This is a genomic window from Streptomyces sp. NPDC020958, assembly GCF_055562175.1.
On the sequence record NZ_JBVHFU010000007.1, the window covers coordinates 117,798 to 139,732 of the forward strand.

20 protein-coding genes are annotated in these 21,935 nt (G+C 72.5%); 8 read left to right on the forward strand and 12 right to left on the reverse strand.

Translation table 11 applies throughout. The features are described from left to right. Positions 1-128 precede the first annotated feature (128 nt). Entirely contained in the window at positions 129-806 is a 678-nt protein-coding gene (locus tag ACZ3KP_RS22015; protein ID WP_467501528.1) for an LLM class flavin-dependent oxidoreductase, read from the forward strand. An 86-nt stretch (positions 807-892) separates the two neighbouring features. Here ACZ3KP_RS22015 and ACZ3KP_RS22020 read toward each other — a convergent pair whose 3' ends face one another. Beyond that, a complete protein-coding gene (locus ACZ3KP_RS22020) occupies positions 893-1,510 on the reverse strand; it encodes a 3-oxoacid CoA-transferase subunit B (protein ID WP_467501529.1) in 618 nt (205 codons plus the stop codon). Between the two features lie 33 nt (positions 1,511-1,543). Further along, a complete protein-coding gene (locus ACZ3KP_RS22025) occupies positions 1,544-2,254 on the reverse strand; it encodes a CoA transferase subunit A (RefSeq protein WP_467501361.1) in 711 nt (236 codons plus the stop codon). Between the two features lie 159 nt (positions 2,255-2,413). On the opposite strand from ACZ3KP_RS22025, the gene ACZ3KP_RS22030 reads away from it, so the two are divergent. Continuing rightward, positions 2,414-3,196, forward strand: a complete 783-nt coding sequence (locus ACZ3KP_RS22030; protein ID WP_467501362.1) for an IclR family transcriptional regulator — start codon at positions 2,414-2,416, stop codon at positions 3,194-3,196. Between the two features lie 212 nt (positions 3,197-3,408). Here ACZ3KP_RS22030 and ACZ3KP_RS22035 read toward each other — a convergent pair whose 3' ends face one another. Next, positions 3,409-4,314 carry a universal stress protein gene (locus ACZ3KP_RS22035; protein ID WP_467501363.1) on the reverse strand — a complete coding sequence of 302 codons (906 nt, stop codon included), beginning with the start codon at positions 4,312-4,314 and terminating at the stop codon, positions 3,409-3,411. Positions 4,315-4,544: 230 nt separating this feature from the next. On the opposite strand from ACZ3KP_RS22035, the gene ACZ3KP_RS22040 reads away from it, so the two are divergent. Then, a complete protein-coding gene (locus tag ACZ3KP_RS22040) occupies positions 4,545-5,570 on the forward strand; it encodes a 6-phosphofructokinase (protein WP_467501364.1) in 1,026 nt (341 codons plus the stop codon). Between the two features lie 36 nt (positions 5,571-5,606). Here ACZ3KP_RS22040 and ACZ3KP_RS22045 read toward each other — a convergent pair whose 3' ends face one another. Together ACZ3KP_RS22045 and ppdK are read right to left on the reverse strand one after the other, a co-directional pair. Next, complete coding sequence (locus ACZ3KP_RS22045) at positions 5,607-6,491, reverse strand: universal stress protein (RefSeq protein ID WP_467501365.1); 885 nt, start codon at positions 6,489-6,491, stop codon at positions 5,607-5,609. Positions 6,492-6,762: 271 nt separating this feature from the next. Then, the gene (gene ppdK / locus ACZ3KP_RS22050) at positions 6,763-9,462 is read right to left on the reverse strand and encodes a pyruvate, phosphate dikinase (RefSeq protein WP_467501366.1); all 2,700 of its coding nucleotides are present in this window, start codon (positions 9,460-9,462) and stop codon (positions 6,763-6,765) included. Between the two features lie 381 nt (positions 9,463-9,843). Between ppdK and ACZ3KP_RS22055 the strand changes: the two genes are divergently transcribed. The 3 genes from ACZ3KP_RS22055 to ACZ3KP_RS22065 all read left to right on the forward strand — a co-directional run bounded on the left by ACZ3KP_RS22055 (position 9,844) and on the right by ACZ3KP_RS22065 (position 14,399). Beyond that, positions 9,844-10,647 carry a 3-hydroxybutyrate dehydrogenase gene (locus ACZ3KP_RS22055; protein WP_467501367.1) on the forward strand — a complete coding sequence of 268 codons (804 nt, stop codon included), beginning with the start codon at positions 9,844-9,846 and terminating at the stop codon, positions 10,645-10,647. 321 nt (positions 10,648-10,968) lie between these two features. Further along, on the forward strand, positions 10,969-12,348 hold the full coding sequence (locus tag ACZ3KP_RS22060; RefSeq protein ID WP_467501368.1) for an MFS transporter: 1,380 nt from the start codon (positions 10,969-10,971) through the stop codon (positions 12,346-12,348). Positions 12,349-12,446: 98 nt separating this feature from the next. After that, entirely contained in the window at positions 12,447-14,399 is a 1,953-nt protein-coding gene (locus tag ACZ3KP_RS22065) for a helix-turn-helix domain-containing protein (protein ID WP_467501369.1), read from the forward strand. Positions 14,400-14,757: 358 nt separating this feature from the next. On the opposite strand, the gene ACZ3KP_RS22070 is transcribed toward ACZ3KP_RS22065, so the two are convergent. Next, entirely contained in the window at positions 14,758-15,339 is a 582-nt protein-coding gene (locus tag ACZ3KP_RS22070) for a LuxR C-terminal-related transcriptional regulator (protein WP_467501530.1), read from the reverse strand. Between ACZ3KP_RS22070 and ACZ3KP_RS22075 the strand changes: the two genes are divergently transcribed. After that, the gene (locus ACZ3KP_RS22075; RefSeq protein ID WP_467501542.1) at positions 15,235-15,519 is read left to right on the forward strand and encodes a hypothetical protein; all 285 of its coding nucleotides are present in this window, start codon (positions 15,235-15,237) and stop codon (positions 15,517-15,519) included. The genes ACZ3KP_RS22070 and ACZ3KP_RS22075 overlap by 105 nt on opposite strands. Before the next feature lie 24 nt (positions 15,520-15,543). Here ACZ3KP_RS22075 and ACZ3KP_RS22080 read toward each other — a convergent pair whose 3' ends face one another. The 4 genes from ACZ3KP_RS22080 to ACZ3KP_RS22095 form a co-directional block, all read right to left on the reverse strand. Continuing rightward, positions 15,544-16,743, reverse strand: coding sequence for a PP2C family protein-serine/threonine phosphatase (locus tag ACZ3KP_RS22080; RefSeq protein WP_467501531.1), 1,200 nt, complete (start codon positions 16,741-16,743; stop codon positions 15,544-15,546). 201 nt (positions 16,744-16,944) lie between these two features. Beyond that, positions 16,945-17,451 carry a hypothetical protein gene (locus tag ACZ3KP_RS22085; protein WP_467501370.1) on the reverse strand — a complete coding sequence of 169 codons (507 nt, stop codon included), beginning with the start codon at positions 17,449-17,451 and terminating at the stop codon, positions 16,945-16,947. Between the two features lie 342 nt (positions 17,452-17,793). Continuing rightward, complete coding sequence (locus ACZ3KP_RS22090; RefSeq protein WP_046731373.1) at positions 17,794-18,072, reverse strand: GlsB/YeaQ/YmgE family stress response membrane protein; 279 nt, start codon at positions 18,070-18,072, stop codon at positions 17,794-17,796. 185 nt (positions 18,073-18,257) lie between these two features. After that, positions 18,258-18,689 carry an SsgA family sporulation/cell division regulator gene (locus ACZ3KP_RS22095; protein WP_467501371.1) on the reverse strand — a complete coding sequence of 144 codons (432 nt, stop codon included), beginning with the start codon at positions 18,687-18,689 and terminating at the stop codon, positions 18,258-18,260. 247 nt (positions 18,690-18,936) lie between these two features. On the opposite strand from ACZ3KP_RS22095, the gene ACZ3KP_RS22100 reads away from it, so the two are divergent. Beyond that, a complete protein-coding gene (locus ACZ3KP_RS22100) occupies positions 18,937-19,512 on the forward strand; it encodes a DUF4383 domain-containing protein (RefSeq protein WP_467501372.1) in 576 nt (191 codons plus the stop codon). 59 nt (positions 19,513-19,571) lie between these two features. Here the strand turns inward: ACZ3KP_RS22100 and ACZ3KP_RS22105 are convergent, their stop codons facing one another. Next, positions 19,572-21,149 (reverse strand): FAD-dependent oxidoreductase, encoded by a 1,578-nt coding sequence (locus ACZ3KP_RS22105; RefSeq protein ID WP_467501373.1) that lies wholly within the window; start codon positions 21,147-21,149, stop codon positions 19,572-19,574. Then, complete coding sequence (locus ACZ3KP_RS22110; protein WP_467501374.1) at positions 21,146-21,880, reverse strand: methyltransferase domain-containing protein; 735 nt, start codon at positions 21,878-21,880, stop codon at positions 21,146-21,148. Before ACZ3KP_RS22110 ends, ACZ3KP_RS22105 begins: the two co-directional genes overlap by 4 nt. Between the last annotated feature and the right edge of the window lie 55 nt (positions 21,881-21,935).

The following is a 21,935-nucleotide window of genomic DNA, read 5'->3' on the forward strand; positions in this document are numbered from 1 at the left end:
AATGCCGGGAGATGGAAACATCGGATCAATAATCCGCGTGTGACGTCGCCGGTCGATGTCGTGCCCGGTGCTGGCGCCCCGAGCAGCCGAGCCCGGCGGCGCCCCGGCCCCCGCCTGGCCGCTGTCGCATCCGCCAGCCCGCTGTCCTGGGCAAGATCGCGACGACGCCGGACGTGATCTCCGGTGGCCGCCTGGTCATGGGCCTCGGTGTGGGCGGCACCCACCAGCCACCCGACGCCGGTGGCATCACCGGCGGGAACCCCGCCGTCGCGGAGTACGACGCCTACGGCCTGACCCTGGTCCCCCGGGCCGAAGGCATCGCCCGCCTGGCCGAGACCATCACCATCCTCAAGCGCATGTGGACGGAGGATGTCCTCGACTTCCACGGCCGCTCCTACACACTCAAGGCCAATCGCAACGAACCCAGGCCCGTCCAGCGACCAGGGCCGCCCCTGCTGATCGGTGGCTGGGGAACCAGGACCCTTCGCCTGGTCGCCGAACACGCGGACATCTGGAACATCCCCGGCCCGCCGCACAACACCCTCGACTACATCATCCAACGCAGCCGCGTCCTGGACGCCCACTACGTGGCTGCCGGTCGGGACCCACGGACGATCACCCGCTCCGTGCAGTACATCGTCTCCTACGACGACCCAGCCGGTGACCGCAAGGCCATCCGGGATCTCATAGGCGCCGGCCTGACGCACATCGTGCTCAGCCTGCGAAGCCCCTACCCCGCACATGTCGCACACTGGCTCGTCGAAGAGATCATCACGCCCCTCTGCGCGGAGTACGACGGGCGCTGAAAGCCGCGGGCGTACCGGGCGACGGGCACCGACGTCGGCGGCACTCTGTTCACGGTGCATCGCCCCCGGCCCACCGGCCCGTCGACTCATCGTGGCGTCGGTCGCAGCGTGGCACCGGTCTTCGCCCGGACCTCCTCCTCGGTGACGCCGGGAGCAAGTGCCCTCAGATGCAGGCCGTCCCTGCTCACATCGATGGTGGCGAGGTCGGTGACGATGCGGTCGACCACGCCGGCGGCGGTCAGTGGCAGCGTGCAGTCGTCGACGATCTTCGGGCTTCCGTCCTTGGCGACGTGGTCGGTGAGCACCACGATGCGGCGGGCGCCGACGACGAGGTCCATGGCGCCGCCCATACCCTTCACCAGGGCGCCGGGTATGGTCCAGTTCGCGAGGTCGCCCTTGGCGCTCACCTGCAGGGCACCCAGGATCGCGATGTCGATGTGGCCGCCGCGGATCATGCCGAAGGACGTCGCGGAGTCGAAGAAGCTCGCGCCGGGGTTGACGGTGACCGTCTGCTTGCCCGCGTTGATGACGTCGGCGTCCTCTTCGCCCTCCCAGGGGAACGGGCCGAGGCCGAGGATGCCGTTCTCGCTCTGCAAGGTCACCTGGACGCCGTCGGGTATGTGGTTGGCCACGAGGGTGGGGATGCCGATGCCGAGATTCACGTAGTCGCCGTCGTTGAGTTCGGCGGCCGCGATCGCGGCCATCTCGTCGCGTGTCCGGGGCACGATCCGTCGCTCCTATGCTTCGACGGTCACGCGGGAACGGACCGTACGCTGTTCGATTTCCTTGGCCCGTTGGTGCGCGACCACCAGACGGCTCACGTAGATGCCGGGGGTGGTGACCGATTCGGGGTCGACGAACTCCTCGGAGAGTTGCTCGGTCTCGGCGACCGTCACCCGGCCGCAGGTGGCCACGAGGGGGTTGAAGTTGCGCGCGGCGGCGCGGTACGTCAGGTTGCCCGCCCGGTCGGCGGTGTGGGCGTGCACGAGTGCGAGGTCGGCGACGATCGCGCGCTCCTGGACATGGACGTGGCCGTCGAACTCGGCGTACGGCTTGCCCTCGGCGATCGGCGTGCCCACACCGGTCCTCGTGTAGAAGGCCGCTATGCCGGCTCCGCCGGCGCGCATGCGTTCGGCGAGCGTGCCCTGCGGGGAGAACTCCACGTCGAGAACCTGGTCCAGGAACTGCTGGGCGAACAGCTTGTTCTCGCCGACGTACGACGCGATCACTTTGGTCACCTGACGGTTCTCCAGCAGCAGGCCGAGGCCCTTGCCGTCGACCCCCATGTTGTTGGACACGACCGTCAGCCCGGTGACCCCGCTGTTCCGTACGACGTCGATGAGGTCGTACGGGACGCCGCAGAGACCGAACCCGCCGACCGCGATCGTCATCCCGTCGGTCAGTACTCCCGCCAAGGCCTCTTCCGCCGTCGCGCGCAGCTTGCTCAACTCGTCCACCTCCCGCCTGGGGCGTTCACTGTCTGAGCGTCCGAGTCAACGCTGCCGCACCCTCGGTGAGCAAGAAGTATGGCGTCGGACGGGGGGAACCGGTTGCCGGGTGAGCGGGGACCGCGTACGGCGTTCACTGAGTGAACGTACGATGAGGCTATGGACACCACCCCGGGAGCCCACCTCGTCGCCAGGGTGGGCGTGCTTCTGCGCGCGCTGTCGACGGTCAACGAGGCCGGTGCGGGCACCGCTGAACTGGCGAGGGCGACGCGCCTGCCGAGGCCGACGGTGCATCGGCTCCTGGTCTCGCTGGCGGACGAGGGGTTCGTCGACCGCGACCGGCGCAGTGGTCGTTGGTTCCTCGGCCCCGAGCTGTATCTGCTCGGCGGGGTGGCCGGCAGTCGCTACGACATCACTCGCCACGCGCGCGAGAGCGTGCACCGGCTGGCTGCTCTGACGGGGGAGAGCGCGTTCTTCTCGGCCCGGCGGGGTGACGAGACGGTGTGCCTGCTGCGCGAGGACGGAGATTTCCCGATCCGCTCGTTCGTGCTCTACGAGGGCGCCCGCTTCCCGCTCGGGGTCGTGTCCGCGGGGCTGGCGGTGCTGTCGTTCCTCGACGACGCCGAGATCGACGCCTACCTGGCAGGCGGGGACCTGGTCGACCGGTGGGGTCCCGCGCACGCGGCGGACGCGGTGCGGGAGCGGATCGCGCAGACCCGGACCGACGGCTACGCCGTGAACCCCGGACTCGTCGTGGAAGGCAGCTGGGGCATGGCGGCGGCGGTGTTCGACCACGCGGGACAGCCCCGGTGGGCGCTGACCGTGACCGGTGTGGAGACGCGGTTCCGCGCCGAGCGCAGACCCGAACTGGGCGCGCTCCTGCTGCGTGAGGCGCATGCGCTCGGCCGCACGCTGAACACAGGTGCGGGGGCTCGTCGCTGACACCGCCCGGGATGTCGTGTCGACGGCGAATCCGGCGGCACGCCGGCCGCGGACCGACGGGGCCGGTCTCCCGGACGGCGTGCGCGGCCGGCCCGCAGCGGGCCCCTCGCCGTCGGAACGGTGAGTACCCGGTGCTGACGGGCCCATCGGCCGTGCTCCGCGGTCCGCTGCCCCCCTCGGCTTCCGCGTCACCAGGAACCGGTCGTGTCGGCTCAGCCGTGCGCGACGACCGCGACAGGGGCGGCGATGTGGTGCAGGGCGCAGTGCGCGACATGGCCGATATGGGCGCCGAACGAGCCGGTGCGGATGCGCCGGCCGACGACGACCAGGGAGGCGTCACGGGAGTCGCTCACGAGGACCTGCGCGGCGCTGCCGCATCGACTCGCCTCGATCACCTCGACGTCCGGGAACTTCTCCCGCCAGGGCCGCAGTGCCTTGCTGAGAAGAGAGGCCTGTCCGCGCGCGAGCGTGTCCTGGAGTTCGACGTCGCCGGGGAAGTGGTGGAAGGACGTGGGCGGTTCGGGCCAGGCGTGGACGGCCCGTAGATCAGCTCTTCGGCGGGCGGCCGCGTCGAAGGCGAATTCCAGCAGCGTGTCGTCCGGACGCTCGATGTCGAGGCCGAGCACGACCGGCCGGAAGGGCGCCGCGGCGGACGGCACGCCCGTCGGGTCCATCATGTGCTCGTCGGCGGCCTGCTCGTGCGCACGCACCAGCACCACCGGACGCTCCGCACGGGCCACGACGCCCAGACTCACCGAGCCGACCATGAAACCCCGCGCCCTGCCGAGCGCCCGGGAGCCCAGGACCAGCAGTTCGGCGAAGCCCGCCGCCTCGCACAGGACGTCGGCCACGGTCCCCGTGAGCTGCTCGGTGATCACCTCGATGCCCGGATGCCGCAGCCGGATGCCTTCCGCGGACTCCTGTGTCAGCCGCTGAGCCCAGTGCCGGTAACCGTCGAGGTCCAGCAACGGGGATCGGGCCAGGTACCTGGGCGTCGGCTCCTGGGCGTGCACGATCTTCAGCGGCAGGCCTCGCAGCAGCGCTTCGCGAGCCGCCCACTCGGCTGCCGCCCTGCCTTCGGGCGAGTCGTCGAGGCCGACGGTGACGGTGCCGGACATGGTGCCCACCTCCCGGTGCGAGGATTCCGACATCAGCGTGCCGCCTCGGCGCCGGCCGCATCAGGGGCCACACGGTCCGTTCGGGGCCCGACCGGCCCTCCGCAGGGCGCCGGCCGGACGTCTCCCGGCGGCCGGACCCGGAGCGAGTCGCCGACGTGGGCGCCGTCGCTCAGAATGGATCTCACGATCGACGCAGAACCTCACCCGCGCACGGAGGTGGGGAGGGAACCATGAAGGTAGGAGTACTGACCGGCGGCGGTGACTGTCCCGGGCTCAACGCCGTGATCCGCAGCGTCGTCCGCAAGGGCGTCCAGGCGTACGGATTCGAGTTCGCCGGTCTGCGGGACGGCTGGCGCGGCGCGCTCCAGGGCAACGTGGTGCCGCTGGGCATTCCCGAGGTGCGGGGCATCCTGCCGCGCGGCGGGACCATCCTCGGCTCGTCCCGGACCAACCCGTTCAAGCACCAGGACGGCGTGCGCCGCATCCAGGACACGCTCGCCGCTCACGGCATCGACGCCCTCGTCGCGATCGGCGGTGAGGACACCCTCGGGGTGGCCGCCGAGCTGGACCGCCAGGGGATCCCGATCGTCGGCGTGCCCAAGACGATCGACAACGACGTGCCCGGCACCGACTACACCTTCGGCTTCGACACCGCCGTGGGCATCGCGACCGAGGCCATCGACCGGCTGCACACCACCGCCGAGTCGCACATGCGCACCCTGGTGGTGGAGGTGATGGGACGGCACTCCGGCTGGATCGCCCTGCACGCCGGTGTCGCGGGTGGCGCCAATGTGATCCTCATACCGGAACGGCCGTTCGACATCGACCAGGTGTGCGCGTGGGTGAGGCACCGCTTCGAGTTCCACTACGCGCCGATCGTCGTCACCGCCGAGGGAGCCGTGCCCAAGGAGGGACAGATGATCCTCAAGGACCGGTCGCTGGACGAGTACGGCCATGTGCGGCTGTCCGGTATCGGCGACTGGCTGGCCCGGGAGATCTCTCAGCGCACCGGCACGGACGCCCGCACGACGGTGCTCGGGCACGTCCAGCGCGGCGGCACGCCCAGCGCCTTCGACCGGTGGCTGGCCACCCGCTTCGGACTGCACGCCGTCGACGCGGTCAAGGACGGCGCCTTCGGGACCATGGTCGCCCTGAGCGGCACCCGGATCGTACGGGTCCCCCTCCCGGGCGCCGAGGCGAAGACCAGGACGGTCGACCCGGCGCTGTACGACGAGTTCGGGGTGTTCTTCGGCTGACTCCGACGAGGTCCCCCGACCGGTCCCGGTGAGGCGTCAGGCCGCGTGCGGTACGACCGCCACCGGGCGGTCGGTGTGGTGCAGCACGGCGTGCGCGACAGGCCCCAGCCGGCCCTCGCCGCCGCCCCGGCCCACGACCAGCAGGTCGGCTCCGGCTCTCCGGGACATGCTCACGAGCGCCTGCCCAGGATGGAGGAGCACGACATCGGCGCGGACCGTCACCTCCGGATACTTCTCCTGCCAGGTCCGCAGCGCATCGGACAGCCGCAGGACCTCCTGGTCCTCCCACGTGGCACGGTCCTCCTCGGTCACGAACAGCGTCCGGGGCGACACCGACTCCGCGGGAAAGGCCCAGGCCTGCACCACGCGGAGAGTCGCCCCGCGCGTCCGGGCCGCCACGAACGCGAAATCCACCACCTCGTCGACCGGGCGGTACGCGTCGAAACCCACCACCACCTGAGGGACGGCGCCCGCCGGGCGTGCGCCGTCGCCGAAGCCGCCGGGCCGAGGTCCCGGCACCACGACCACAGGTCGATCGGCCGCGGCCGCCACCCGAAGGGCCACCGAGCCGACCGCGAGGCCGTCGAAGCCGCCCGAGCCTCGTGCCCCGACCACGAGCAGCCCGGCATGGTGCGCCGCGGACAGCAGAGTCTCCGCCGGGGCTGCGCCGCTGTGCGAGCCGTGCACGGGCAGAGCGGGGTGGCGGGCACCGAGGTGGGCGATCGCCCCCTGGACGATGCGTTCGCCCACGCGGCGCAGCGTCTCCGCGGCCTGGCGGGGAACCGTGTCGCCCGGGAGGGGCGGCGTGGCGTGCACGAGGCGCAGGGCGACACCCCGCAGCCCTGCCTCCCGTGCCGCCCACTCGGCGGCGGCGAGGCTGGGCTCGGACCCGTCGACACCGGCCAGCACGGGGTGACTCATCGTGTCCTCCTTCGCCCACGGGACCCGTTCACGCACTCCTCCACTGTTCCACGGCGAAAGTCCCGGCAGACGGGTCGTTCGCCCGCTCGGCTCTGCCGGGTGCCCGCCCCGGCGGCCGGGCGGTGAACCCGCTACGCGGCCGCACCATCGCGGCAGGTGCCGCCTCCCGGCCCGGGCACATGTGCGGCCGTCTCCGGTCGGCATCGCGCACACCAGGAGAGCGCGAAGGCCAGGGCCGGCATCCAGGAACTGCCGGCTGACGGGGCCCGGCTCACCGCACCCCCGCCGATCTCGCCCCGGAGGTCTGCGTCTCCAGTGCGGCCCGGCCCGCCTCCAGCCGGGCCACGGGGACCCGGAACGGCGAGCAGGAGACGTAGTCGAGTCCGACGGCGTGGAAGAAGTGGACGGAGGCGGGGTCGCCGCCGTGTTCGCCGCAGACGCCGATCGCCAGGTCGGGACGTGCGGCGCGCCCCTCGTCGACGGCGATGCGGACGAGGCGGCCCACGCCGTCCCGGTCGATCGTCTCGAAGGGTGACGTGGCGAAGACGCCCTTGTCCAGGTAGGCGGAGAAGAAGGCCGCCTCCACGTCGTCGCGGGAGAAGCCCCAGGTGGTCTGGGTGAGGTCGTTGGTGCCGAAGGAGAAGAACTCGGCCTCCTCGGCGATCCGGCCGGCGGTGAGCGCGGCGCGGGGCAGCTCGATCATGGTGCCCACCGGGCACCGTACGGGCACGCCCGACTCCCGGGAGACCTCGGCGAGGACCCGCTCCACTTCCTCCCGCTCGATGCGCAGTTCCTCGACGGCGCCGACGAGCGGCACCATGATCTCCGCCATGGGCGACCCCCCGGCCCTGGTGCGCGCCACGACCGCTTCGGCGATCGCCCGCACCTGCATGGCCACGAGACCGGGAACGACCAGACCCAGACGGACGCCGCGCAGGCCGAGCATCGGGTTCTCCTCGTGCATGCGGTGCACCGCGGCGAGCAATGCGGCCTCGCGCGCATCCGGCCGCTCGCCCCGGGCCTCGGCGGCGGCGACGCGTACCGCGAGCCGGGTGCGGTCGGGCAGGAACTCGTGCAGCGGCGGGTCCAGCAGCCGGATCGTCACGGGCAGGCCGTCCATCGCGTCGAGGATGCCGATGAAGTCCTGCCGTTGGAGCGGCAGCAGGGCCGCCAGCGCCCGCGCGCGTTCGGTGTCGTCGTCGGCCAGGATCATCTCCTCGATGAGTTCGCGGCGCTCGCCGAGGAACATGTGCTCGGTCCGGCACAGCCCGATGCCCTGCGCGCCGAACCGTCGGGCCCGCCGGGCGTCCTCGGGGGTGTCGGCATTGGCCCGCACCTCCAACCGCCGCACCGCGTCGGCCTGTGCGAGGGCGCGTGCCACGGCGGCCACCAGGCCGCCGGACTGCTCGCCGGTCTCCAGGTACCGCATCGCCGCGGAGGCGACCAGCGGGACCGCGCCGGCGTACACGGCTCCCGTGGAGCCGTCCACCGAGATGACCGTGCCCTCCTCGACGAGGGTTCCGTCGCGGGTGGTGAAGTGCCGGGCCGCGGTGTCCACGGTGACCTCCTCCGCACCGCAGACGCACACCGTGCCCATCCCCCGGGCGACGACGGCCGCGTGGCTGGTCTTGCCGCCCCGGCTCGTCAGCACGGCCTCGGCGGCGACCATGCCGGGCAGGTCGTCGGGGGTGGTCTCCTGGCGGACGAGGACGACCTTCTCGCCGGCGGCGGCGCGCCGTACCGCCTCGGCGGAGTCGAACACCGCCGCGCCGACCGCGGCGCCCGGGGAGGCCGGAAGACCGTGGGCGAGCGTCCGGCCGACGGCGCCGGTGTCGAACCGCGGGAACATCAGGCGGGCCAGGCCGTCCCCGCTGACCCGGTTCAGTGCCTCCTCCGGCGTGATCTGTCCTTCCTCCACCAACTCGGCGGCTATGGCGAAGGCGGCCTCGGCGGTGCGCTTGCCGACCCGGGTCTGGAGCATCCACAGGGTGCCGCGCTCGATGGTGAACTCGATGTCGCACAGGTCGCGGTAGTGCCGTTCCAGGACGCCCGCGTTGTCGCGCAGCCGCCGGTACGAGACCGGGTCCAGCCGCGCCAGTTCGGAAAGCGGCACCGTGTTGCGGATGCCGGCCACGACGTCCTCGCCCTGGGCGTCGGCCAGGTAGTCGCCGTACAGCCCGGGCCGGCCGGTGGCCGGGTCGCGGGTGAAGGCGACTCCGCTGCCCGAGTCGGCGCCCAGGTTGCCGTACACCATGCGCTGCACGGTGACCGCCGTCCCGAGATCGTCGGGGATGTGCTCGCGACGGCGGTAGAGCCGGGCGCGCTCGCCGTTCCAGGACCGGAACACGGCGAGGACGGCGAGGCGCAGTTGCTCGGCGGGGGACGAGGGGAACGCCCGGCCGGTGTCGTCGAGGATCAGCTGCTTGTACGTCTCCACCAGCCCGGCGAGATCGTTCGCGTCCAGGTGCAGGTCGTCGGGGGCGTCGCGGGCCGCCTTCAAGCGGCCCATGGCCTCGTCGAAGCGGGCGGCGTCGACGCCCATGACCGTGCTGCCGAACATCTGGACGAGGCGGCGGTAGGAGTCCCAGGCGAAGCGGTCGCTGCCGGAGACCTTGGCAAGGCCGAGGACGGAGTCGTCATTGAGGCCGATGTCCAGGACGGTCTCCATCATGCCGGGCATGGAGAAACGGGCGCCGGACCGGACGGACACCAGCAGCGGATCGTCCGGCTGTCCGAGCCGGCGGCCGGCGGAGTCCTCCAGCGCGGACAGGTGCCGGGAGACCTCGGCCGCCATGCCCTCCGGCTCTTCGCCGGAGGCGAGGAAAACGCGACAGGCGTCCGTGGTGACGGTGAACCCCGGCGGGACCGGCAGGCCGAGCCGGGTCATTTCGGCGAGGTTCGCGCCCTTGCCACCCAGCAGGTCCGCCATGTCACGGCGGCCCTCGTGGAAGTCGTACACGTATCGGACCATGACGTGGCCCTCCTCGGCTCCCCTTCAGCGTCGGGCGGGACACGCCCCGCCGGGCAGGTGCTGTCCGTCCCCTCCACAGGGCCGAACGGCCCCGGTGCGGGGAGGGCGGCGCACTGCTCGCTGTCCGAGGAGCTGGTCACTCGCCGACTGGGTGCACCCGGCCCGCTGTCGTACCGGCTTGCTGGAAGCGGACAGTACGACCGACCGGCCGGCCGGCGACATGTGAGGGGGTGCCAGGACTGCGGAGCCGGGCATGGCACGCGCAGCCATGGTGTCGGCGATGCCGCTGTGACACATGATGGTGGAGGCCACCCCGGAGGCCTGAAATGTATGGACGACCCACATGTTTCACTACGTGGGTCTTCCCTACCATGTTCGGCCATGGACAGCACCAAGGGCCCCCGCGAGGGCTCGCCCCAGCATCCCGGTCTGGCCTCGAGCCGGTTTCTCGCCGGTCGCAAGGTCCTGGTCACCGGTGCGGCCAGCGGGATCGGCCGGGCCTGCGCCGAGGGCTTCGCCGCGGCCGGCGCCGAGGTCTACGTGGTGGACCGGGCCGCCGAGTCCGCCGAGGAGGTGGCCGCAGCGATCGACGGTGTCGCCGTCGTGGCCGACCTCTCCCAGGCCGAGGCGGTGGACACGCTGCCGGACGACGCCGACATCGTGGTCAACAACGCGGGTCTGCAACACGTCGCCCCCGTGAACGAGTTCCCCCCGGAGCGCTTCACCCTGATGCAACGCGTCATGGTGGAGGCTCCGTTCCGCATCCTGCGCCGCACGCTGCCCCACATGTACGCGCACCACTGGGGCAGGGTCGTCAACATCTCCTCGGTGCACGGTCTGCGGGCCAGCGCCTACAAGTCGGCGTACGTCACGGCGAAGCACGCGCTGGAGGGCCTGAGCAAGGTGGTCGCCCTGGAGGGCGCCGCCCATGGCGTGACCAGCAATTGCATCAACCCCGGCTACGTCCGCACGCCGCTGGTCGAGGAGCAGATCGCCCAGCAGGCGCTCGCCCACGGCATTCCCGCGGCGGAGGTGATGGACCAGGTGTTCCTGGAACGCACCGCGATCAAGCGGCTGATCGAGCCGGCCGAGGTCGCCGAGGCCGCGCTGTGGCTGTGCACCGAACGCAGCGGCTACCTCACCGGCAGCTCGATCCCCCTGGACGGTGGCTGGACGGCCCACTGAAGCCCCGTTCGCCCGTGGCGGCCGCCCGCGAGGGCACCGGTACCACCGCGGTCGGCGCCACGTGTGGGCTCGCCGTGAGCTCCAGCCACGGGCGGCGCCCGCGTCGGGGCGGCCCGGTAGTAGTCGTGGACGTAGGCCTGCCGGACCCGGCTGAGGATCTGGCCGAACGGCCGCCCTGGAAGCGTGACACCACTTCCATGGTTGCCGCGCACACTCCCGGGCCCAGAAGTGTGGCGCCCCACCACATACGCCTGTGACCTGCGCCTTCCTACGGTATGGCGACACGCAACCGTCCCCGTCGAACGCCAGGAAGTGGTGCCGATGTCGTCACCGACCAGTTCCCCGCCCGCTCCGTCCGATCTCCGCCGCGTCGTCGCCGCCAGCCTGATCGGCACCACCATCGAGTGGTACGACTACTTCCTCTACGGCTCGGCCGCCGCCCTGGTCTTCGGCCGCGTCTTCTTCCCCGAGTCGGACCCGCTGACCGGCACCCTGCTGTCCTTCCTCACCTACGCCATCGGCTTCGCCGCCCGTCCGATCGGCGCCGTCGTCTTCGGTCACTTCGGCGACCGGCTCGGCCGTAAGAAGCTGCTGGTCATCAGCCTGCTGATGATGGGGCTTTCCACTGCCCTCATCGGCTGCGTCCCCGGCTACGGCACGATCGGCGTCGCCGCTCCCGTGCTGCTGACCGTCCTGCGTCTCGTCCAGGGCTTCGCCCTCGGCGGCGAGTGGGGCGGCGCGGTGCTGCTGGTGTCCGAACACGGCGATGCGAAGCGGCGCGGATTCTGGGCGTCCTGGCCGCAGGGCGGCGCACCGGCCGGCAACCTCGTCGCCGTCGGAGTGCTCTCCCTGATGACCACCGTGCTCAGCGACGACGCGTTCAACTCATGGGGGTGGCGGGTACCGTTCCTGCTCTCCGCCGTACTGGTCATGATCGGTCTGTGGATCCGGCTGTCCGTCGACGAGTCCCCGTTGTTCAAGGAGGCGCTGGCCACGGCCGAGCGGCGCAAGGCGGAACAACGGGCCGAGCGGCTGCCGTTCGTCGCGGTCGTACGCGACCACTGGCGGGACATCCTGGTCGCGATGGGCGCTCGCATGGCCGAGAACATCTCGTACTACGTCATCACCGCGTTCGTCCTCACCTACTGCGTCGATCACCTGGGCATCGACAAGCAGACGTCGCTGAACGCGGTACTGATCGGCTCGGCCGTGCAGTTCTGCCTCATCCCGTTGTTCGGCGCGCTCTCCGACCGGGTCGGGCGCAAGCCCGTGTACCTCGTGGGTGCGGTCGGCGTGGGCCTGTGGTCGTGGGCCTTCTTCGCCTTGCTCGACACCAGGTCGTTCCCCGCGCTGGTCCTGGCCGTCACGGTGGGGCTCTTCTTCCACAGCGCCATGTACGCGCCCCAGGCGGCGTTCTTCTCCGAGCTGTTCGCCACCCGGATGCGCTACACCGGCGCCTCCATCGGAGCCCAGCTGTCCTCGGTGGCGGCCGGCGCCCCGGCCCCGCTGATCGCGACGGCCCTGCTCGGCTCCTACGGCGACTCCACTCCCGTCTCGGTGTACGTCGCGCTGGCCGCCCTGATCACCGTGACGGCCGTCGTCGCCTCACGTGAGACCCGGGGCCGGGACCTGGCCGCGATCGAGCCGGACGACTCGGCGGCGGGGGTCGCCGGGGACCGGAAGACGACCGCGTCCGCCTGACGCCCGTCGTCCCTGCCCGGCCCTCGTGGGCACGACCTTCCCTTCTCGCCCCTACTCTGATCCCCCAGGCCCACCCACTACGCAAGGGTTGCCCACCCATGCCGCATGAACCCGCTTCCGTCACGCGTCATCTGCGTCGGCTGCTCGAACTCCTCGCCGCCGGGGCCCCGGCCGAGGACCTCGGTGCCGTCGCGGTCCAGGCCCGTGACAGCGGGGCCGGGGCCGAGGATCTCGCGGAGGTCGAGCGGGCCACCGAGGCGGCGCTGCGCGTGCAGACCACGCTGCGGCAGCACCGGCGCCGGGAGGCGGAGCTGACCGCGCTCTTCGACACCGCCGGTGATCTCGCGGCGCTGCGCGACCTCGACGCCGTGCTGCGCTCCATCGTCCGGCGCGCCCGGATGCTCCTGGGCACCGACACCGCGTACCTCACGCTGCCCGACGAGGAGGCCGGTGACACCTACATGCGCGTCACCGACGGCTCGGTGTCGGAGCTGTTCCAGAACCTGCGCCTGGAACTCGGGGAGGGCCTCGGTGGTCTGGTGGCGCAGACCGCGCGCCCCTACGCCTCCCCCGACTACCGCACCGACGACCGCTTCCTGCACACCGGCAGCATCGATGCCGGGGTTCTGGACGAGGGCCTGGTGGCGATTCTCGGCGTGCCGCTGCTGCTGGGGTCGGGAAGCGGCGGCCAGGTCATCGGCGCACTGTTCGCCGCGGACCGCACGCCCCGCACGTTCGCCCCGGACGAGGTCGCCCTGCTGTGCTCGCTGGCCGACCATGCCGCCATCGCCATCGACACCGCCAGGTCGATGACCGACGCGCGGGTCGCCATGGCCGAACTCGCGGAGGCAAACGCGGTGATCCGTGAGCATTCGGTGGCGATGCAGCGTGCCGAGGAATCGCATGACCGACTCACCGATCTGGTGCTGCGCGGCGGCGAACTCCAGGACGTGGCCGCCGCCGTGGCCGGTCTGCTGAAGGGGGACGTCGCGGTCCACGACGGCTCCGGACGGCCACTCACCTCGGTCGCCGTGCACGGTGACGCGTTCGCCGGGGAGCCGGGGGACGCCGGTGGCACGGAGGAGGAGGCGGCGCTGGTCGCCGCGGCGGAGAACTCACGCACGGCCGCCCACGCGGTCTTCCGTGACGGGCGCTGGGTGTGCGCGGTGCTGGCGGGGCAGGAACTGCTGGGCTGTCTGGTGCTGTTCGGGCGGCCGGATCTCGACGGCCCCGACCGGCGTCTGTTCGAACGCAGCAGCGTCGTGACTTCGCTGCTCCTCCTGTTGAGACGCTCGGTCGCGGAGACCGAGAACCGCGTACGCGGCGATCTGATCACCGATCTGCTCACCACGCCCGACCGCGACCCCGCCGGCCTGGTGACCCGCGGCCGTCGCCTCGGCTTCGACCTCGACCGCCCCCACCTGCTGCTCGTCGCCCGTACCGGCGTCGCGGCCCGCGGACGGCTCGCGGACGCGGCTGTGCAGTACCTGTTCGGGGGCGGCGGCGTCAGCGCCGAGCACGAAGGCGCCGTGGTGCTGCTGCTTCCGTGCGACGGCACCGGTCCGGGGGAGGCGGCCCGCGGCGCGGCCGGGCAACTCGGCCGGCTGACCGGCGCCGTGGTCACGGTGGCCGGGGCGGGGCCGGCCGCCGGGCCGCGGGCCATCGCCGCCGGACACGCCGAGGCCGTGCGCTGCCTGCGGGCCCTGCATGCGCTCGGTCGCGACGGGCACGGCGCGAGCGTCGCCGAACTGGGTTTTCTGGGTGTGCTGTTGGGTGACCTCCACGACGTGGACGGGTTCGTCACCGCAACGTTGGGACCGCTGCTGGACTACGACGCGCAGCGCGGCACCCAACTGATCAGCACCCTGCGGGCCTACTTCGACTGCGGCGGGAGCCTGACCCGGGCCAAGGAGGCGCTGCACGTGCACGTGAACACGGTCGTGCAGCGCCTGGACCGGATCCAGGCGCTGCTCGGGCCGGAGTGGAACACCCCCGAACAGACATTGGAACTCCAACTGGCCCTGCGCCTGCACCTTCTGTCGGGCGACTGACGCCCGCACGGATGCGCACGGGGGACGGCGCAGGCCCCGGGTCAGTACGCCCGCGCACCGTCGGCCCTCCCGGTCGTCGCCACGTCGGCCGCGGCCGGCAGGTGCTCTGCCACCACTGGGCGCCCCGGTCGTCGGCGGCGCACTCCAGCACCTGGGCGGCCGCGGTGGCCACCTTGGGCGCCAGGCCTTTGGTGGGTTCGTCGGCGATGATCGGCCGGTTGCCGGTGCAAGGGGTCGCTGCTGCCACGGGTGCTGACCACTGGTTCGGTCGGCGCGCACCGGGGCAGGCCGACCGCCGCGGTGACAGGGACGCGGGCCGGAAGGGAACCGCCCGTGGGGAGGGCGAGGAGTCAGGCGGTCAGCGGCGGATGAGCCCGAGGGCGGTGGCGGCGGCGACGGCCGCGGTGCGTGAGTCGACACCGAGTTTGGCGTAGACCCGGGCGAGATGGGACTTGACGGTTCCCTCGGTGAGGTGGAGGCGCCCGGCGACGGCCTGGTTCGACAAGCCCCGGGCGACGAGTGCGAGCACTTCCGTCTCCCGCGGGGTCAGGGAGGTGCCCGGTGTGCGCAGCCGGCTCATGAGCCTCTCCGCGACCGCGGGGGCGAGAGTGGTGCGCCCTGCGGCGGCCGTCCGGACGGCGGCCGCCAGGTCCTCGGGCGGAGCGTCCTTGAGGAGGTAGCCGGTGGCACCGGCCTCGATGGCGGGCAGGGTGTCGGCGTCGGAGTCGTAGGTGGTGACGATCAGTACACGTGGGGCGCCGGGGCGTGCGGTGATGGCGGCGGTGGCTTCGGCCCCGCCCATGCCCCTGCCGAACTGCAGGTCGTCCGCGCCCTGATGAACGACCCAGGGGTCCTGCTGGTCGACGAACCCACCAGCGCCCTCGACCACGAACGGGGCGCCGCCGTCATCGAGTTGATCAGCCGTCTGACACGCCGGCAGGCCACCGCGACGGTCCTGGTCACGCACGACCGCACCCACCTCGGCGCCGCCGACCGCGTCGCCGAGATCCACGACGGGAAGCTCACCGTCCCGGCCCCGGCCACCCCTGCGCACCACCCGGATGCGGAGGGCCGCCCAACTGAAGGAGGCAACGCTGCCCGGCCTCCTGGAAGGGCCTGAGGAGAGACTCGTCGGGAGCCGGGGTCAGGAGTTGGAGCCGCCGTTGGTGCGGCGCTGTCCGGTACGGCTGCCGTGCCAGTCGAGGACCATCGTGGTGGCGTCGTCGCGCAACGATCCTCCGCAGCTCTCGTGCACCGCGGAGGTCAGGGCCCGGACCACTTCACGGGGATGTTCCTTCCGGGTGGCGTGGATGAGGGCAGGAAGGTCGGCCCTGGCGGCGCCGCGTTCGCGCATGCCGTCGGTGAGGAGGATCACGCGATCACCCGGCTCCAGGGCAAGCCGCTGCACCTGGTAGGTCACCGGGGCGGGCACGCCGAACGGCATGTTCACGGTGAGGGGCACCTCCTCCACCCGTTCGCCGCGCAGCCGCAGCGGCCAGGGGTGGCCGGCGTTGACCAGCTCGCAGGCGCCGCTCTCCAACTGGACGCGCAGGAGCTGGCCGGTGGTCATGCCGCGGCCGTGGCTGGTGATCGCCTGGTGGGCGGCGTAGGCCTGGTCGAGGAGGCCGCGTCCGGCGCGGCGGGCGCCGCGCAGGGCGTTCACGGTCAGTGTGGCCAGCAGCGCGGAGGCCGTGTCGTGGCCCATCGCGTCGGTGATCGACAGGTAGAGGGCGTCCTGGTCGAGGGCGTAGTCGTAGGTGTCGCCGCCGATGTCGTCGGCCGGGGCCAGGCCGCCGACCAGGGTGAACTGGGCGGCCTCGCAGCAGGACGCCGTGGGCAGCAGCTGGTGTTGGATCTCCGCGGCCAGGCTCATGGTGGTGGTGCGCCGTCCCCAGTGGTAGAGGTCGGTGAAGCGGCGGTCGGTGACCACGATGTACGCCAGGGCATGGGCTGCTTGGGCCACCGCCTCCCGCACCGTGTCGTCGGCCGTGGGTACGGTCAGGTCCAGGACGCCGATGCAGTCGCCTCGGTTGGTCACCGGGGCCACCAGCCGACAGCCGCCTTCCTCGTCCGGCTCGTGGAGCAGACGCTGGGAGCGCAGCACCCGGTCGTAGACACTGCCCGCCAGTTCGAGGGTCTCCGTCCTGCCCCGTGTCTGCGCTGCGGTGCCGGCCCTGGGCAGCCGGACGGCTTCCTGCCCGAGCATGTCCACGAGCCAGAACGACACCTCGCTCGCCGAGAACCGCTTCTCCAGGTTCCGGGCCACCACGTCGACCGATTCCACCGGCGCGGCATCCTCCGCCGCCCGCAGCACCTCATCCAGGGGCAGGCTCTCACCGTCCAGCACAGGCACCTCCCAGTCCACCACCCCGGATTCCCGCTGGCGGGCCACGGATGCGTCGCCACTCGGATTCCAGACAGGCAGCCCCCTGACCCGACTGCGACCGGGCCCGCGGTACGGGATTTCGGCCGCCCACCCGGCATGTTCCAGGACGACACTGCTCGGGGCGCTCACGGGTGGGTGGCAGGGCTCACGGGTGGGGTGTCAGGTTGGCACCTCGCCGGCGGCCCCAGGGGCCACTCGGTCGCTGGGGGCCGAACGGGGCAGGCGGATCGCGGAGACGAGGAAGAAGATCCCGCCGAGAGTGGCGTAGCCGGCGAGCGCGGTCAGCGAAAGGGCGTCCTCTGTGGCGCTTCGGATGAAGGACGCGCCCGCGAGCACGGAGATGCCGCCGCTGAGGATCACGGCCCACTGGCCGCCCATCGACCGGCGCGCGACGCCCACCAGGAGCTGTACGAGGCCGGAGACGACCGCCCACGCGCCCCAGACGCCCAGCACCCCGGCGACGCCCGACGCGCCGGCGACCGCTACGCCGACGGCGGCGAGCGCGCTGACCGCCATGTTGACGTACAGCCCCTTGACCGGCCCGGCGACGCGCGCCGACCTGGCGTCGACGACGGCCGCGGCCACGTCGAAGGCGGGGTAGAGGAACAACAGCAGCCGGGCCGCGACGGTGAGTTCAGAGCCGAGCGCCCACAGGAGGGCGGCCACACCGCGAGATCACGGCCGCACAGGCCGAGCACGCCGGGCGGCACTTCGTCATGCTCCGTGACGGCGCCATGAGCGCCGGCGCTGCTGCCTCGGTGATCCCGTCCTCGCCGGCGAGACCTTGCTGCGCGGCATCGAAGGACTGCTGCGGATCCACACCGCCCGCGGGCTCGACGAGCACACCGCCTCCGGCCCCCGCCAGGCCCCCGCGCCGGCCGCGACGGTCTCCGACATCGAGTGCTCGCCGTCCGGTGCCGATCGAAATGGTCGTACACGCCGAAAGCTCCCGCCCTGTGAGACAAGGAGGGAGCTTTCCAGGTCGCGTCGGCGTATGCCTTCGACGGGCTACGCGTGGCGGTGCGAGTGCCGGTTACCGGTGACGAGGCGGTAAAGGACCAGCAGGATGAGGGAGCCGACGATGGCGGCTATCCAGGTGGACAGGTCGAAGAACCCGTCGATGGAGTCGACACCGAAGATCACCTTGCCGAGCCAGCCGCCGAGAAGACCGCCGACGATGCCGATGAGCATGGTGACGATGATGCCGCCCGGGTCCTTGCCCGGCATCAAGGCCTTGGCGATGGCGCCGGCGAGCAGGCCGATGATGATCCACGCGATGATGCCCATGTTGCGTCTCGCTTCCTCGAATAAGGGCTGTGTCAGCTCATCGTGTGCACCGATTACGCCCGAACAAACGTCTCATCCGGGTCACGGCCTTCCATCGCCGGTGCCGCGTGGTCCGGAGACGTGACGCCGGGTCAACCCGTTGTCCTCTCCGAAGGGTTCACGCCTCGCCCGCCCGGCCTCGCCGGTCAGCCGCGGCGCAGCAGCTCTGCCACGACGGCGTCCCAGTCCAGGTACGAGCCTTCCGTTCCCGCGGGCACCGCCTGGAACGTCTCGGCCAGCCAGTCTTCGAACGGGCCGGCCGGTATGTACAGCACGGCGGCCGCGCCCATGCCGCGCAGCAGGACGCGCACCGAGGTGGGTCCGTGGCAGGGGCACGGCGGCCAGATCCGCACGCTGCCCTCGCCGACCGGCACGCCCAGGCCCGCGTACAGCAGGTCCCGGGAGAACAGCCAGGGAGCGGCGGCCCCGGAGCCGCCGGGCAGGTCCAGGCGTACGGCGAACGGGTCGGCCGTGTCGTAGCTGAAGCGGACCTCGAGCCGGAGTGCTTCCGCGTCGCTGATGACCAGCTCGATGGTCAGGTCGGTGTGCAGACGCCTGCTCCGGCCGGTGGAGTGCATGGCGCCTCCCGGTGGGGGTGGGTCGTGGGCTTCGCCCTGCGTGAAGCCCCGCACACCCACTTCCGTGCGGGGGCAGCCGGTGGATGCGGCCGACCGGCGCGTGTCGCGCGGGGCGCGGGAGAGGCCGCGGGCCGGTGGGGTGCATCCGACGCGGGGGCGCCGCCGGAAGTGACGGTGAGACGGGCGGGTGGGTGACTGGTGCCCGCCCAACCCTGGGGGGCCTGGCACGCATCGGAAGGGATGTGTCATGAGGCTTCGCGACGAATGGCCGGTGGATCACCGGCTGGCCACGGTCTACCGGTACGGCGCCGGGCTGTGCGGCGCCGTTCTGCTGCTGTTCGGCTGTCTCGGCTTCGCCGACGAACTCAGCCCCTTCGGCACGGACGGCGCCCGTATCGCCGGCATGTCGACGAACGGACTGCTCAGTCTGATCTCCGTCCTCTTCGGGCTGCTGCTGGTGGGCGGCGCCGTGGTCGGCGGGAACTTCGCCTCCACGCTGAACATGGCCGTCGGGACCCTGTTCCTGCTGAGCGGGTTCGGCCACCTCCTCGTGCTGGACCGGAGCGCCAACGTCCTCGACTTCGGCATGACCAACGTCCTCTTCACGTTCGTCATGGGGCTGCTCATCCTCACCTTCGGGATGTACGGCCGGGTCACGGGCGGCCTCGCGCACGACAACCCGTACTGGCGCCGCCGCCACCCGCGGCAGGCGGCGCGGGAGTCCCTGGCCGCCCGGCGCCGGGAACGGGCCCGGGCGGCCCTGACCCCGGTGCGGGACGCTGCCGGCGGTCTCCCGGCCGGCTCTCCGCGGCCGGGCGGCTGAACCCGGCCACGCAGCCGTCGGGAAGGTCCGCCGGAGCGTTCCGGCACCGGGCCGGCGTCCTACGCCAGGGCCGCTGCCCGGCGCAGGACGCCGAGGCGTCCCCGGCCGGGGACGGTCCACAGCTCGTGGCCACGCAGGCCCCACCGGCCCAGCAGTTCGTTGGCCGCGAGGAAACCGCTGGTGGCGGCCCGTTCCATCAGGGCCACCGGCAGGCCGGTGCGGACCGTGTCGCCCGCGACGACCAGGCCCGGGGTGGGAGTGGTGACCGTGGGCCGGTCCGCGTGGCCGCCCACCGCGAACAGGGGGCAGTCGGCCCGCCACTCGTGACGGGCGTCCACCACCCGCGACCGGGCCGTCTCGGGGTAGAGCCGGTGCAGCTGGCCGAGCAGCTCCTTCTCCGTGGCCTCCCGGCCGGGACCGACGTCCTCGGGCACGGCGTAGGCGTGCAGCTCGACGACCGAGCCGCCGGTGCGGGCCGCCCACCGGGCCGCCTCGCCCTCCCAGGCGCTGAGCACGCTGACGTTGTCCAGCGCCCCGTAGCCGCTGGTGCCGAGGAAGCCCGGCCGGTCCGCGCGCACGGGCCGGTCCAGCCACAGGCGGGACACCAGGAACGGCGGAGCGGTACGCAGCCGCGCCACGCGCTCGCGCCACTCGGCGTCCCCGAGGTCGTCGCAACGTCCCACCAGGGCACGCAGCCCCGCCGGGTCGAGGGCGAGCACGACCCCGTCGTACGACTCCTCGCCGCTCGCGGTGGTCACGCCGTAGCCGCCGGACGGCAGGACGCTGACGCCCTCCACCGGCGTGTTCGTGCGCACCCGCGCACGGAGCCGTTCCAGACGTGCGGCGATCGGGTCCCACAGCGCCTGCGGGAACGGTTCCCTGGGCACGTCGAACAGCAGGCCCTCCGCCGAGCCGAGGAAGTAGATGTGGAACATGAGCGCCATCTCCGCCGCCGACAGCGTCCGGGGATCGGCGAAGAAGCTCCGGGAGAACACCTCGAAGGCCAGGTGCCGGGCGGCCGCCGGGAAGCGGATCTCCTCCAGGAAGTCGTAGGCGCTGACGTGGTCGAGCCGCTCGTACACCTCCGGCACCCGCACGTCGAGCAGCGGCAGCGCCGCACGCGGGTGCATCCGGACCAGGTCGCGCATGCCGAACGACTCGCTCAGCGCCACGAACCCGAGCGCGCTCAGCGGAGGTGTGCGCGGCACGTGCCGGAAGCTGTCCTGCCGGCCGCTGCCGTGCCGCAGCGGGTAGTCGGGCAGTCGGGTGAGGCGGTCCAGGACCGGATCGGTGCGGCGCAGCAGGGCCCGCAGGTTGTAGTACTGGCGGAAGAACGCGTGGAAGCCCCGGCTCATCGTCACCGTCGTGCCGTCGGTGAGCCGCGTGGACCATCCGGCCAGCCTGCCGCCGAGCTGCGCGTCGCGCTCCAGGACGGTGACGCGCACCCCGCGCTCGGCGAGCGCGGTGGCCGCCGTCAGCCCGGCGATGCCACCGCCCACGACCGCCACGCGGGGTGCGGTGGACTCCTGTGCGCGGGCGGCGCCGGGCGGTGCGGGGAGCAGCCGGGCCAGCCGGTCCCGGCCGGGGCGGGGGCCGCGGGCGGCGGCCGGGGAGGAGGGACGGCGCGGTCCGGTCATCGTGCCGTCTCCCCGTCGGCGGTGAACGGGCGGCGGGCGACGACGGTGTGCGTGATGCCGGTCTGCCAGCCGGGCAGCGGCAGCACCCGTACCCGTTCGAAGCCCGCCCGCTCCACCCGCCGGGCGAGCTGTCCGGCCGTGTCGAAGGAGAGGACGCTGTGCCGCAGGTGCCGGTAGAGCGTGCCGTCGCCGAGCAGCGTGGCGACCGGCAGGACGAACCCGCCGCACACCACGTTCCACACCGCCCGGTGCGCCGCCCGCCCGCTCAGCGCGTACTCGTGCACCGCCAGCCGGCCGCCCGGCGCGAGCAGCCGGTGGGCCTGGGCGAGCACCGCGTCCGGATCGGCGGTGTTGCGCAGCAGGTAGGCGGCGAAGACCGCGTCGAACGGTCCGCGTACGCCGGCCGCGGCCAGCCGCTCCACCGGCGACTGCACGAAGCGCACCGGCGTCGGCCAGGGCCGCAGGGCCGCGCGTCGCAGCATGCCTGCCGACGCGTCGACGGCGGTGATGTCGGCGCCGGGCAGGACGTCGGCCAGGGCCGCTGTCGAGGCGCCGGTGCCGCAGCCGAGGTCGAGCACCCTGAGGGCCTGGCCGCGGCCGGCCAGTCCGAGGCGCCGCGCGGAGCGGCGCAGGTGGGCGTGGTAACCGGGATTCGCCGCCACGAGGGTGTCGTAGCTCCGGGCGGCGTGGTCGAACGCGGTCGCCAGCTCGGCGTCGCGCAACACGGGCATGCCATCTCCGTAAGAGGTCGTCGGATGGGGAAGCGGGCGGGAGAGAGGAAGGGGG

Bases quoted from the DNA above. Each gene is read 5' to 3' on its own strand.
- ACZ3KP_RS22020 (WP_467501529.1), bottom strand. From the start codon at position 1,510: ATGGCCGCGATCGCGGCCGCCGAACTCAACGACGGCGACTACGTGAAT.
- ACZ3KP_RS22055 (WP_467501367.1), top strand. From the start codon at position 9,844: ATGGACAGCACCAAGGGCCCCCGCGAGGGCTCGCCCCAGCATCCCGGT.
- ACZ3KP_RS22100 (WP_467501372.1), top strand. From the start codon at position 18,937: ATGAGGCTTCGCGACGAATGGCCGGTGGATCACCGGCTGGCCACGGTC.
- ACZ3KP_RS22065 (WP_467501369.1), top strand. From the start codon at position 12,447: ATGCCGCATGAACCCGCTTCCGTCACGCGTCATCTGCGTCGGCTGCTC.
- ACZ3KP_RS22075 (WP_467501542.1), top strand. From the start codon at position 15,235: ATGAACGACCCAGGGGTCCTGCTGGTCGACGAACCCACCAGCGCCCTC.
- ACZ3KP_RS22090 (WP_046731373.1), bottom strand. From the start codon at position 18,072: ATGGGCATCATCGCGTGGATCATCATCGGCCTGCTCGCCGGCGCCATC.
- ACZ3KP_RS22035 (WP_467501363.1), bottom strand. From the start codon at position 4,314: ATGTCCGGCACCGTCACCGTCGGCCTCGACGACTCGCCCGAAGGCAGG.
- ACZ3KP_RS22030 (WP_467501362.1), top strand. From the start codon at position 2,414: ATGGACACCACCCCGGGAGCCCACCTCGTCGCCAGGGTGGGCGTGCTT.
- ACZ3KP_RS22110 (WP_467501374.1), bottom strand. From the start codon at position 21,880: ATGCCCGTGTTGCGCGACGCCGAGCTGGCGACCGCGTTCGACCACGCC.
- ACZ3KP_RS22040 (WP_467501364.1), top strand. From the start codon at position 4,545: ATGAAGGTAGGAGTACTGACCGGCGGCGGTGACTGTCCCGGGCTCAAC.
- ACZ3KP_RS22105 (WP_467501373.1), bottom strand. From the start codon at position 21,149: ATGACCGGACCGCGCCGTCCCTCCTCCCCGGCCGCCGCCCGCGGCCCC.
- ACZ3KP_RS22095 (WP_467501371.1), bottom strand. From the start codon at position 18,689: ATGCACTCCACCGGCCGGAGCAGGCGTCTGCACACCGACCTGACCATC.
- ACZ3KP_RS22045 (WP_467501365.1), bottom strand. From the start codon at position 6,491: ATGAGTCACCCCGTGCTGGCCGGTGTCGACGGGTCCGAGCCCAGCCTC.
- ACZ3KP_RS22060 (WP_467501368.1), top strand. From the start codon at position 10,969: ATGTCGTCACCGACCAGTTCCCCGCCCGCTCCGTCCGATCTCCGCCGC.
- ppdK (WP_467501366.1), bottom strand. From the start codon at position 9,462: ATGGTCCGATACGTGTACGACTTCCACGAGGGCCGCCGTGACATGGCG.